This window comes from Sphingobacteriaceae bacterium (genome assembly GCA_002319075.1).
Lineage (GTDB): Bacteria > Bacteroidota > Bacteroidia > B-17B0 > Aurantibacillaceae > Aurantibacillus.
Window position 1 is genome coordinate 32,526 of the sequence record NVQB01000001.1, and the last position, 13,824, is coordinate 46,349.

The following is a 13,824-nucleotide window of genomic DNA, read 5'->3' on the forward strand; positions in this document are numbered from 1 at the left end:
ATATCTTACCATATGGTTCTTGTTTTGAGTGGTGTGTTATATTGTTGTTCCTGCAATGTTTTCCTTCCTCTTTCAGTCTCAATGCTTTTTCTGATCAATAAACCTTTCTCATTGTATTCATAAAACACAGCGAAATGCTGATCGTCGAATTGCGCCGCCAATTTGTGATCAGGATAGTAAACGGAACAATTCATAGAGGCATCGAGCGGTTGAACCCGGAAATCGTCGACATATACTGTTTCTCCTGTTAAAGGCAAATAGTCCAATTTGATATCGTGAACGCCAGATTGGATTTGCAAAGCCGAGAAATCCTTGATCTCAGCACTATATAAAGTCCATTCGCCCGTTTGCGCGATAGGTTTCATGAGGACTTTTACCGGGGAAGATCCGATGATTACACTTAGTTTAGGATTTGGATTTTTCAAACCATAATTTATATTGTTCGGTGATTCACTCAACATACTTCTGAGCCAAACTTTTACGGCTAATCCCCTACTAACCTCTACGGGAAATGCAGTTGCGAAAGTGTCTTTAGAACCTGCTATCAAATCATGCGAACATAATCCACTGTGCGCGATTTTTCTATTGATATTAGGATTTGAAGCACTTCCTTGTTCAAAATCTTTAAATACTGTTTCTGTATACCTGGCATTTTGAGCTACAGTGACAGGTAGAGTATGATTGTAGCCAAATTTCGCTGACGACCAAATGTCAAGCGCATCCTTTTCTTCTAAAGGATAACCATTAGGGGAATACCGCGCTATCTGACTGGCGGAGTACCAATTGGAGGGGGGAGTTTGCGTTGACCAATCGTAGAAACTGAATGGAGTATTTGAAAAGACACCGGCAGAATAGATTTTTCCGGTTGGGTCGTTTGCGCTCTTTACATCGGCCCTGTATACATAGGTCTGACTGGGATAATAAAAATCATTAGCTCTGTCTCGTTGGGGCGCCACGGATAACGGATGTTCGTCAAAATCAGCGAACCAGTTGTTCAAAAATTCTGTTGCAGTAGCACTTACAACATTTGTTAGAGGATTCGAAACCGGCGACCAATTGGTACCTGCCACTACATGGTCATACAAAGTGTTTGATCCATAAGTTACCACATTTCCTGCCATCGTTGTGAGTTGGTTTGTATTGAGAGCACTTGCACTTTTTTGTCCCATAGATGAATACATCCAGGAAGCCGGAATATTGAGAGAGAAATAATATCCCTCATGCTTTTGTGAGATATCACCAACTGTTTTAATTTTTTGGCCAGGGCTCATATACCCATCGTAAGTACAAGTTAGAACAGGATCTCCTGTATTATTATCATAAGCGAGAGTCTCTGTAGTTTGTTCGACACCGTTATTAATATTGGTAACCGACCTGAGATGCGTTGCCAAGTGCACGACCTTCGATGTTACGTGCTGGTGTAGCATTTTTAAGTCATAGTTAAAAGTTGGGCAAGGCAGGCCCAGCTGAAGTGCAATTGGTCCCCAGTATATATTAAGATCGATTTCTACCGAGAGATCAGTAGTTTTTTCCTTTACGTTGGTCTCGAAAACTGTATAGTCTTCCTCTGTTCCAGGACTAAGCGTAGCGTTTTTAAACGTATTTGAATTGTGATCATAGGTCATAGTCTTAACTTGCTCGCGCAATGCGGTATAATTGTATAGTGTTTGGTTAGATGCGACTGGTGGATGTCCATTTGCAAAATCTGCAGCATCATAAACGCCCGGATAAACTGTTTTGCTGTGCAGTTTGCCACTCATATCATTGAGAGTAAAAATGAAACCCTGTGTTATCCATGCTTTTGCTATATTGAAATCAAGAAGTCCGAGAGGAATCTGCAAGCCGAACTTACGGTACGTGCTCGCGCCTTTTCTTTCAATCGTTGAATATCCAACCTTCATTTCATAGCCATCGCTGGGTGTAAAGTATTTATTGACTACAAAACCTGTAGTCGATTTTCCACTGTGGATATTTTTTATGACGATGCGCGAATGCACTACTTCGGCTGAGGGCAATAAACTTTCACCTAAAGGGCCTTCGTATTGTTTGGTATCGCGTCCGTTCATGATCCTGTCGAGCCAGAATTGTTCATTCCTGTCCATGTAGGACACCAAACCATTTTCCTCTCTCATTTCAGTAGGCTCATTCGTAGCGATGCCACTACTTTCGCCAGAATCCGTTTTATAAAAGTATTCTGATCCGAAAACAGAAGCATCTCCCTGATTAGACTCCATTCCCGGATCATAGCTTAAAAGCCTGCAAACTCTGAGTCCACCGCCTTTTTTCGCGTTAAACACAGGCACTCGAAAATATGACAGATCTTTATTGAAAGTCCTGCAGGCGTCTTTCCTCTTAACATTCTTAACTTCCCGGTCTATCCAGTCCCTAAACATATTGACAGTGTTCGGGAGAACCCTTTCTCTCCCAATTTTTTTTGGATCTTGAGCATACGGTTCATTATCAACATCATCATTGACGTAATCCCTTGCGCCCGTTCCAAGACTGCGGCCACCGTTTGTTAAGAGTTCCTGGTAGCAGGCGTAGCGCGGAAGTGTTTTGTCCCTTCTATCTTTTTCTTTATTTTTCTTTTTCTTTTTCTGGCCAAGGTGAAAGTGTATATCTGAACCTACGGCTGTTATGGAATCAACTGTTGTGTACCCAGTGATGTATTCGACTTCCTGAGTTGCAATTTTGAAATAGGGAGTTTGCGAACCACAAAAATTATATAAGAATTTAAAATACAAACGTGGTTTAGGATCCGCTTGTAAGAAATAATCCTGCAATTGTTCCAAATAAGAAGCAGCATCTGTAACATCAAGATCTTCGGTATTTATTACATATTCACTTTCATTGGATTTGTATCCATCTTCTATTACTTCCTTGATGCTCACTAAGGCAGTTGCTTTTTCATTCTGAACTTTTTTATAGTCTTTCTGCTCATAATGAATGTGAATTTCTCCGCCTGACGGAAGTTGAATACGTTTCAACTGCCAGGGTGCAGGCTCAAAATCCGCGTTTGCTTTTTGAGAAATACCGATTTTTTTGAGCCCGAACCTTTCCACACCATCCACCATGTAAGCACCCCACGGGTCTACATTTTTGGGATTGTAATTTGGATTTTGTTTTTGATCAAAATCTGTGTATTTAGTTGAGAATTCATTGGCCCAGTCGTACTTCGTTTTAATATGATCAGGATAATTGTGAAAATACTCATAGTGGAACTGGTAAGGCGCTATCTGACTTTTTACGATTCCGTTCGATTCTGTCCAGAGGCGCTTCAGCGTTAACTTACCAGAAGCATCTTCAGAATTTGGAAGTCCTTTACAGAGGGAGTAATCGTATTCGAAATAAGTTGTAGTGACAGGATATTTGAGATCCGCTTTAGAAAATAGGACAATTTTTTCTAATTTCTGAAGCCTGTGAGTACCTTTAGCCGTTCTGCTATTGGCAGCAATATCTTTGCCTGCTGCAATAGCTGCGGCATCCAGACCATCCTTTCTAGGAGCAGTTGCTTTTTCGATATTCGCTATTACCGAAGCAAGCGGGATGCTATTAACATACAAAAACGGATAATCAGCCTCCGGAAAGTCGCTGGTAAAGTTTGCTGATGTTGTTTGATCAGTTACAAAAAAAGCTATATGGGATTTTGTTTCTATACAATTTAGATAAAAAATTTCTTTTTCACCCGATGACATAGAACCTCTTTGATCATTTTTTGACACCAAGCGTCCATGGTCGAAAAACAAGCCATTGTAAGGAGCCCTGTACCTATAAAGTTGACCATTCAAAGCCTGCTTGTAACCGAATTTGGTCCAGCCTCCGAAATCATTCTCAGAAGGCTTGCCATTTCCATCGGCATCGACGTAATTGTAGGTTGTTGTACTAGATAACAAATAGGTACTGGCATAGCTTGATTCCACCATTTGTCCAACAGCGGTGTGATTAAGCAGGGGATCAGTATAATACAATGGATTTAGAACGGTGTGACTGGTATCCTGAGGCTTGTCAACGTCAATAGTAAGATTAAATTCGTTGCGCGTATATACGGGTCTGCCGTAATTATTCACTACTCCTTCTTTGTCTGTAATTTCGATTCCGGTGATATGTTTTTCACCAGCATCGTATGCATATTTTATATTCGACGAACTTCGTTTTCTGTCAGCATCGACTGCTAACTCATATTCCAAGGGCATTGACAAATTTTTGTCCAGATCCACTTTGCTGTTCAACACACCAGAATAGTTGTAGCCATTTGTTTGATTGTATCTTACCTCGCCTCCTTTGTCGTTCGTAAAGCGCATTTTGGGACTGACTTTACCCCACTGGTTGTGCATATTGTCGTTTTTCTTCCATTTACCGTTTACTTCCAGCTTCGATTTTCCAATTCCGAGATCTGTTCCTATCGAAAAGGGATTTCCAATTCCCAATTCTATACTTAGATGTCTTATTTTTGTAGTGTTTTCACCGAGATTAGGATAATATGTTCCGATAGAATCGAATTGCATCCGAAAACCGCCCGACACATTATTGCCCGAAGCTGAAAAATAGTCTGCTGTATTAAAAGGAATACCAAGGTATTTGTCGTGTTTATCAAACGTGCTCTCCTTTTCAATCATGTAGTCCAGAAGTACACCATCTTCCACGTCCTGGGTTGATTTGTTACTAAACATGTAGCCATAACCTTTGAGAGTTTCTTGATCCTTGGTCGTTTGCACACTCATGTCGCCGGCGATACCTACCTGAAATCCGATCGGTGCAACGAAAGGGTTTAATCTTACAGAGCCCGAAAATCTCCATGCCGCGGCGTCGTATTTCGCAATGGAATAAGATAACTGTGGTGCCTGAAATGACTGAATATTGTAAGCACTCGAAAGGAATTTTGCCTTCAGGCGATACGGGTATTGTTTAAAACAATTGTTAGTTGAATAGGCATCTTTCATCTTCTTGTAATTCTCTTCAGCTTTCTTTTGAGAAGTCATTCTAACGAGTGTTTTAGGATTTACACTGAATCCATAAGTGTTTTGTCCACCCGACCTATTCATATTTACCCCAACCAGGCCAAAGATGGTCACTCCAAAACCGTTAGCTATTGAAAAGCCGGAATAATTATTATAGCGGACTGTATGGGCCAACGAAATAGAGATATCAGCAGGATCGTTATTGTCGCCACCTGCATCATTTTCGCCAAGCGAACTCAAATTAAGCTTTTTCTTAATTTTCTGCATAGCTTTCGCTGCTCCTTCACCCTTTTCTCCCCTTTGGTCGCTGCTATTGTATTCCATATTAAAGTCGAACCTGGCTGACTGCGTCCAGTTGCGCCTTGTCTTATTGTATTTAATTACATCGATGTCGTTATGTTCGTCTGCAAAGCCTCGTTTATTTCTATTGATAGCACCTGGATTAAGTGTCCACCCATATCCAACCCAGGAAGCTTCTGCTTCTGCCGACTCCCCAGAATGGTAAGATAATGACATGGAATATCCTCCTCCGTCAGGACCAGGGATACTTAATACAGGCAAATTGTAAGTAAAGTCTCCCGTGAAATCGTTTACCATATCGGTTGTAGCAACCGGCTCAAAGCTGGCAAATTCAGGCTGGGATGGCCCGGATGTTAGGGCTACTGCTATCGTGGGCGCAACGATTTCTGCAATTAGATTCAACAGTAAGAAAGCGGAAATAATTCTTTTTGTTCTGCTGTGACGTAACTTCACTAATGTTTTTCTCATGGTATTTGTAATGAGTTATTAAAATTTGAGTTCTGGAGTAGTTTTGATATCATTCATCTGGAAAACAAACTTGTTTGTTCCTATATCAAATAATTCATCGTTGTAGATAAAACACATCTGATCATTTACACCCTCTTCCTCCATGATTTCCTTAGAATTAAAAACGATAATAAAATTTCTACTTTTCTCTAGCGCATTCAGATTTTCCATTCGCGCCAGAACCGGCCGGAATATTTTTTCACCTATCTTAATAGTAATCCATTCCTGGGCCTGGAAAGACATTCTTTCCACCCTCTCCGCAAACTCACCATAGTTGTCGATGCCGACACGGGTTACATCGAAACTTTCGTTTTGGGAAGGGCCGATATTTAAAATAAAGGTGAGAGAGTTGTCGAAAGCTTTCATAACACTGTCCTTAGCGGCCTGAGTCAGAAACTTTTTTTTATCTAAAGAATTAAATGCCAGATAGTCTAAGGGTAGATATTTCACTTTTAGTTTGATACCAGCAACTGTTTTTTCTTTAACCAAACCATTCGCCGGGTTTTCAAGATAGCTGTAGTAAAGCTTAGGATCTTTAATCACTGACTTGCAGGAAGACATACAAATACCCAGCAGTGAGCAGATAAAAAATTTTGTAACCCCGTGGAATTTCATTGTGTGACTAATTAACACCATCATACTTAAGATTAGAAAATTCAAGAACTTTTTGAGTTACATCGAGCTGTGTCTTGCAGTAGCTCACACTCGGAGCCTGGCCATTACAAAATATAATATCAAACCCTTCTTTCTCAGCATACATTTTGATGTATTCATTCACTTGATTAATCACGCCTAATGTCATTTGCCGGTCCTCTTCCTTTGACTTCTCTTCCATTCGCTTGGCATATTCCAAATAAGAATATTTGAAATATTCGAATTTTTTCAGATCTCGTGCGAGCTTTCCTGCGTTCCTATTGATAGAATCCATTTTAATTTCATCGTAAAGCTCATTCAATCTTGTTTCCAGAGAGTCAGATTGCGACTGCCAGGACGTTAACTTGATCTGGTACTTCTTACCCGCTTCCTTCATACCTTTAAATTCATAAACAAGCTTTTCCATTTGTACAACCCCAGTTTTTTTTGCTTCCGAATTAAAATTTTTAGCGACCAAAACGTATATTGACAACACAACACTTATCACCAGTGCGATAACTCCCGAATTTTTCATATCTAATTATTTTATATTTTAATTTTGTATAAGATTTATCTTAAGTTTCTTTTTCCTATAACCAGTTTTCCCTCATCATTTAACTATAAATTGTCCCTTAATAATCTCATTGAGAGGAGGCGAAGAGGATGCAGTAACCAAAAGTTCGAAGCGATATACGCCAGGAACAAGTGGCGAGCTTGGAATTATAGTGTTTGTACCAGCCGCCAGATTAGAATTGGTTACCGGCACCAAGTAGGATGCCGCATCGTAAATCTTGAATTGCCCATAAGTAATCGTTGCCGGGGTTGTTGCCGTAGGAAGTTTAACCTCTATACGTTCGGCCGGTGTAATGGTTGAGCTCAAAACGTAATCAGCATTGGTGGTTGTGCTAATTGTAACAGAGTTGACACAGCTTTTTAATAATTCACGAGGCGAAGACTTAAGTATAAGTCCTGTATTGACTTGGTCGATCGTGTAAACTTCTTCTGAGAGTTGGCCAAGAAAACCTGAACTCAAAGAACCTGTTAAGACCCCGTATTCAAGTGTTGCAGGACTGATATTTCCATTTTGATCAATTACAAATTTTATTTTGCCCGGAAAAGCACATGTATTTGGAGGTGTGATGTTCATCACATAAGTACCTGCAACCGGCGTCGGTGCAAAAACAGTGTTGCCTCCACCCCCATTATTACCACTATTGGAACCTGTTCCAAAGGAAGTTCCCAAGCCACCTCCGGTGTGTGTTCCGCCGCCAGTATTGGTTGCGGTAACAGTAATCATACTTCCCGGAGTTATACCTGAGCCGCCGGCAAATGCGTTTGTATTGATGTAAAAACCACCTTTTGCTAAAGAAAAAGGACTGTGTTGAAAATTTAGAGTACCACTTGTCTGCGCATAGACAAGACCAGCTGTACCAGGGTCGCTGGAAATTACTGTAGATGCAGATGATCCTGGAGTTGTGCCCCACCAATCATAAGACGCGTTTGGATTCTTTTCCCATTCAGAAATACTTTGATAGTATCCATCTGCAGTAGCATAGTAGCTTTTCAAAGCTAAATCGGATATTACGGGAGTAAGATCTGTGTGCTTTATTTTATGATAAAAACTATGATTAATTTGAATTACACTGGGTGACTGAGAGTTTATATTATTTGTAACGGTCGTATTTGTATTCACGAATACAGGATCCGTTGAAGATGACTGCGTCACATTCATAAAATTGGCACTGATCTCATCGTTCTGAGTTGGTGAGTTGATTGAAATTACCAGTGGTCGGTATCTCAACGAACTTGTCGCCGTTGCAGAGGCACCCAGAGGAAACAGATAGCTCATGTAGGGTAGTTTGAAATATGCAGTAGCCATTTTCCTTGAGAAGTATCCAGAAAGATCTGTAGTAGCGTAGCCACCGGTACGGGTAATTGCAGCAGTGGCTTCTTTCATTGAGAAAAGGTAATTTTGAATCCCCAATATGTTGCTCGACAAATTCAAATACCCTACATCCACTTCATCTATCCAAATAGATTTTGTGCCATTACCATCGAGCGAGAGATTATTGAAATAAGTCTTACTATTTCCTTTAATTTTTTGATCACCGCCAAAGAAGGAAGTTACTCCAAGAAGAGGACCGAAATATGGCGAGAGATCGAGGGGTAAGGGTCCGAAAGGTAAAGAAGCATAATACAAAGAGTTTTTACCATTATGAATCCAATTTAAAAGAACCCTTATAGTACCTGAGCGACTTTCGAAGAATCCACCTTGAACACCATAAACATAACCTACTTCATTAATCAGATTACAATATACATTGAGGTATGTAGTCGCATCATTTACCCAAACTGCAGCTCCATAATTACTCAAACAACAACCAATAATTTCTTCGGGACAATCTGTTCTAACGGTTACGGTAACTGTTCTTACATATGTGCAATTTTGATAGTTGAGTGAAAGCGTATAAACCGTGGTAACAGTTGGAGTTACCATCATTGACATCGTATTTACATTGCCGGGTTGCCAAGTACAAGTAACTCCTGCTGTGATAGGATTAAATTGCACCTCGACAGGAAATAAGCAGAGATACCATCCAAATTTACCGCCCAATTTAACCACCGAGTCACCAGGACAAATAGCCATCCCAGGTTCATTAATAGTTAAATCAATCATGGGTGAAGTACACAGAATACCGGGAGTTGTTGTGAAGCATTTGGCTGTAAACAGAACATTAGAACCTATTGAGGAGGGATTCTGGATAAGATCAAAACCGTAGTTATTGAGAGAAGTAGAGCAATTAAGGGATAAATCAAAAACTTGTACAAAACCTGTAACAGCTGTGGAATTTTGAGAGTAAGCCTGAATAATTATTCTCCCATAGTCATTATTGAGAATTTCAGCACTGGTAAGAGATGGTCCGTTAATTGATCCAGCGGCAATATTGTAATAGTTAGTGGTACTAAGCGTGCTTTTTTTACCCAAGTTTAAGGTTCCCCCATTGTTAGAGAAAGTCGTAGCGACTGAAAGAAAGCCGACGTTATTGGATGTACCACTCGTGTTCACAAAATTAGTGGAATAAGCCATATAATTATTCTGAATTGTGCCACCAGTATTTTGAATTTTACCTGACACATTAATATTTCGGTCATTCACGAATGAACCGCCGCTAATCAACATATCTCCGGTGACTAACATTCCATTAGCATTTGTAACAGTTGAAGAGGGCGCTGAAAGAGAAACATTTCCCCCCACGATAAAAGTGTTGTTGTTTGGTCCAGTATAACCGTTCGTTACAACAGCTGTTCCAGACGTGAGCGAACAATCAAAGTTACCTCCTACGTTTAAAGCTCCCATATTGCTTATATTGACATTAGCAGAACCACCGCCACTGCCGGAAATATTAAGTGCGGCAGTGGTTGTTATAACACCATCATTTCTAACAGTCTTATTGCCACCCGCCGACAAATTGAAATCACCCCCCACCTCAATCCTTCCTCTTGAAGTATTTGTAAGTCGAAGGACTGCATTGTCGACAATAAAATTTGTCGCTGTTTTGAAAATACTCACATTCATATTTGCCGGCGCGCCAGAATATGTATTTCCATTGCTGATAACTATTTTTTTGGAACCGATAATCAAGCCGTTAGAAAATGTTACTCTTGAATCATTGTATAAATTAAAAAAGATACTGTCTATCAAATTCATCTGAACCGTAGTCCATGTGCACGTTAATTGAGAGGTGGGATAACAATTAATAGCAACGTTACCAGAAAAAGACACGAGGTTTTCAGGACCACGTATTATCCCAAAATTATGGATAGTGCCATAACCAGTTGTCAATTTTAGATTATTTATGGTTCCACTATTACAAAGAGTTCCACCATTTAAGAAAAAAATACCTGAGCAAGTTACCCCTGCATTAACGCAAACTGTTTGTCCCGAATTGATTGTGACATTAGCCGCTGTATTAGATGCATAAGTAATTGTGCAGCCTGAACACTGGCCGTGAGCAATTTGTGCAACACTAAAAAATAAAAAAACGATCAGGTAAAGCCGAACTTCAAGAAGAATAGTTTTATTCATTTTTCTAAAAATTTAATGATGAAGGATTTGGTGTGGGTCAAAATTCTTTACAATTTTAAGTGAAAGAGTTAAAACTTTTAAGAGCCCAGCGGTCGGCAAAAACTATTGAAATAAATTTTAATTCATAAGTCACTGCAATTCAACTGGGTAATAAAAAGGAATTAAAAAAAACTATGCTTTGACTGAAAATTTTCTGTGTATTTACCCAGCTGCCTACGCTATGGATTTACACCAAACATAAGTGAATTGGCAAACCCTATTGAAATAAAACTCAAACGCTGAAATAAAAAATTTGAGAATCTACTCAAGAACTATAACACATGAAAAGAAATCAATATCCATTGAAGATTTGCTGTCTACTCCCAGCGACTTAGAATTCGAATACTTGCCAAGATGATTTTATGGCGGCCCCATACACAACTAGATACAACAAATAGTTTATAACTAACACAGCTGCAAAGGGAATAGGCCTTGAAGACCTTAATATAAAGAGGTGCAACAAAAGAGCCATTAAGAAACTAACCGTAAAAAAAACAACAACCAAGACCGAATCAATACATGCGCCGATTATGAAAACAAGTAGTATATCTGCCCATCCTATTTTTTCATCTATAATCGTTTGAATTTTTTTTGTCTTCAAGAAATAATAGACATGCAAAGCTCCATAAAGAAATAAAAAGTAAATAATGCAGAACAAACTATTGTTTAAGAGCTCCTTCAGCGAGAAGACCATTAAATATTGTGTCGTATTAATGAGACAAAAAGAAACAATAAGCCAAAGACTTATGAGACGGTCTTTAAAGTCCTGATAAGCAATACATCCTGCGAGTATTGCTAAAGCAAACCAAAAAACATGCAGCATTGAATAAATTCCGGCTAGTCTTTAATAAGCTCCTTCATATCCTCATCCTGGTTGATCTGCCAGATGTTCAATTGACCATCCTGGTCAAAATCTGTTACCGATAATGCCTTTGCAACAAAAGAGCGATTCGTGGCCTCTACTATTTCAATCTTGTAATTTGCTTTTCCATCTTCGGTGACAAGTTTCGATTGTTCAAAGCCCAGATCTTCAAGATTCGTGGAATATTTAGAGTTGACATAAAAATAATTCTTCTCGAGATTTAAAATATGTCTCAATTGCATTTGAGCTTCCAGGGATTTTGTACGCGTTATTAATGGAATCAGCTTCGGAACGGCCATACTCATAAGTAATCCAATGATGGCAACAACAATCAGAATTTCTGTCATTGTCATGCCCTTGAGTTTCTTGTTAAGACTTTTGTTTATTGATTTGGACTTCTTCATGTGGTAAAAAATTAAAATTTTGCATTACTCATTTCGAACATTGGCAGATACATGGCCGCGAGAATAAATCCCACAAACAGACCAAGCACAATAAGGAAAAGAGGTTCTATTAATTTCGCTACAACAGCCTGTTGATGCTCTATCTCATCAGAATATTGTTTGTAAAGCTTGTCAAAGATAATTTCAGGAGCATTTACTTCTTCACTTAATTTAATAAGTGCCACCAATTTCTTAGGGAAGATAGTATGCTTTGCCAGACTTTCATTCAATAATTTACCTTCAGCAATAACCTCATGTTTCACTACTGCTAATGCTTTTTCCATGGGATAATAGTCGATCATGTTTTTTACCAGATCCAGGGCTTCGTGAATCATTACCTTTGCACCGGACAAAAGTTTCATACTCTGACAAAACCGGGCAAGGTAAACTTTGCGAATAAGCACATTTATAACAGGGATTTTCAGGAATAAGGCAGAAGTGAATCTACGATAGCCGTCCTTTTTACTTTGCGTCTTATGCAGCACCACGAACATGATCGCTATTAAAATGATAGCTGAGAAAATGGTTCCGCTCTGATTACTAAGATCGATAAGGAATTGCGTGATCTGCGGCAATTCACCTCCTGTCTGTTTAAAAATATCTGCAAACACCGGTACCACGAATGACAACATAAAATAGACAATAAGAATTGCCATACTAATTACCACGATAGGATAAGTAAGCACCCCAATAATCTGGCGTTTAAGCTTTACGGCTGCCAAATAGTAAGCGCCCAGCTCGGTAAGAACATCCGCCAACTTGCCTGTTTCCTCCCCAATCTTGATGCTTTGCGCTTCATAACGCGTAAAAATTTTGGGATATTTCGCAATGGCTTCGTAGATCATCAAACCGCTTATAATATCATTTTTAATTTGTTCGAGTAAGGCTTTGTGTTTTTTATTCGGGACATCCTCTTCAATAATTTCGAAGGCCGTTTTTACATCTACTCCCGTAGATAATAGCAAACCAAGCTCAGAATAAAATCCTTCCTTTTCTTTCGCCCCAAATTTTTTTTCGAAAAAGCTTATTTCTTTATTTAAAATTCCGGAAAGGCTCTGCCCTACCCGAGCCTCAGGTGCAGTTTTTGAAGATTCCTTCTGCGCATATTTTGTAAGATCTATAGTTGCCATCCACCCGAATTTTCTAATGCTAGTTTAAAACTTGCTGAATGTTCCTTATTAAAAGAAAAGAAAAATTTTTGCTTACTAAACTCTGTCTCAAATTCTAATTTGCTGAGTAATTTATTTGTCCAGGCAGGATTTTTCATCAGTTCATACTCCTTAGAAATTTTCTTAGCAGCGATGTGAAAGGTATCACAGGCCCCTTCTTTTTTCAGGAGTATAACCTCTTCGTTTAATTGCAGTACAATCAGCGAAGAGTCGCGCCTGATCTCAAAAGTACTTTCCTTTTGCTCAATGACACTTATTGATTTTATAGACTCCATGTCCATCCTGCTTTTAAAAACAGTAAATTCATTTAAGAATCTATTTTGCTTTTTGTAATCGGAAAATATTTTTTGGATGTAGTTCAGCGTTCCATACGAAAATATAATGGACAGAGACGTAAGCACTAAAACAATTAAAAGTTCAGTGATAGTAAAGCCTTTGAGCTTTTTATGAGTCCTATTTTTTGGAGCTACTTTCACTTTTGTTTAATTACATTTTCTAATTCCATAATTTTTTTTTTGGTTCCATCATAAACAATGATTCTGACAAGTGAGCAGTCAGGAAACATTTCCGAAGTCGTAATTGTTTTTTTTACTGTAAACTCTTCGGCTGAAAAACTCTCATCGGTAAAACTTTGTTTGATCTGAGTTTCCTTCATATAAAAGTTTGCTAACTCTACTGCTTTCACCTTAAAAAAAGGAAGACTACTTTTTTGAATGTTTAAATAAATAATGATGGCCAGGCTTGCGCAGAAGCTTGTGATAGCAAGTGCTATCAATACTTCTACAATACTGCTACCTTTTACTTTATGAGCCAGACTTACTTTCAT

9 protein-coding genes are annotated in these 13,824 nt (G+C 39.0%); all 9 read right to left on the reverse strand.

What is annotated here, in order from left to right; genetic code table 11:
- Positions 1 to 5 precede the first annotated feature (5 nt).
- Positions 6 to 5,726: a hypothetical protein gene (locus CNR22_00120; protein ID PBQ30227.1), complete on the reverse strand. Its 5,721-nt coding sequence runs from the start codon at positions 5,724 to 5,726 to the stop codon at positions 6 to 8.
- Between the two features lie 18 nt (positions 5,727 to 5,744).
- Positions 5,745 to 6,404 (reverse strand): hypothetical protein, encoded by a 660-nt coding sequence (locus CNR22_00125; GenBank protein ID PBQ30228.1) that lies wholly within the window; start codon positions 6,402 to 6,404, stop codon positions 5,745 to 5,747.
- Positions 6,388 to 6,933: a hypothetical protein gene (locus CNR22_00130; protein ID PBQ30229.1), complete on the reverse strand. Its 546-nt coding sequence runs from the start codon at positions 6,931 to 6,933 to the stop codon at positions 6,388 to 6,390. The genes CNR22_00125 and CNR22_00130 overlap by 17 nt, the downstream gene beginning before the upstream one ends.
- 75 nt (positions 6,934 to 7,008) lie before the next feature.
- The gene (locus CNR22_00135; protein PBQ30230.1) at positions 7,009 to 10,485 is read right to left on the reverse strand and encodes a hypothetical protein; all 3,477 of its coding nucleotides are present in this window, start codon (positions 10,483 to 10,485) and stop codon (positions 7,009 to 7,011) included.
- Between the two features lie 370 nt (positions 10,486 to 10,855).
- On the reverse strand, positions 10,856 to 11,347 hold the full coding sequence (locus CNR22_00140; protein ID PBQ30231.1) for a hypothetical protein: 492 nt from the start codon (positions 11,345 to 11,347) through the stop codon (positions 10,856 to 10,858).
- A 14-nt stretch (positions 11,348 to 11,361) separates the two neighbouring features.
- Positions 11,362 to 11,790, reverse strand: a complete 429-nt coding sequence (locus CNR22_00145) for a general secretion pathway protein GspG (protein PBQ30232.1) — start codon at positions 11,788 to 11,790, stop codon at positions 11,362 to 11,364.
- Positions 11,791 to 11,801: 11 nt separating this feature from the next.
- Positions 11,802 to 12,959, reverse strand: a complete 1,158-nt coding sequence (locus tag CNR22_00150) for a general secretion pathway protein GspF (GenBank protein PBQ30233.1) — start codon at positions 12,957 to 12,959, stop codon at positions 11,802 to 11,804.
- Positions 12,947 to 13,474 carry a hypothetical protein gene (locus CNR22_00155; GenBank protein ID PBQ30234.1) on the reverse strand — a complete coding sequence of 176 codons (528 nt, stop codon included), beginning with the start codon at positions 13,472 to 13,474 and terminating at the stop codon, positions 12,947 to 12,949. Before CNR22_00155 ends, CNR22_00150 begins: the two co-directional genes overlap by 13 nt.
- A complete protein-coding gene (locus CNR22_00160; GenBank protein PBQ30235.1) occupies positions 13,471 to 13,824 on the reverse strand; it encodes a hypothetical protein in 354 nt (117 codons plus the stop codon). The genes CNR22_00155 and CNR22_00160 overlap by 4 nt, the downstream gene beginning before the upstream one ends.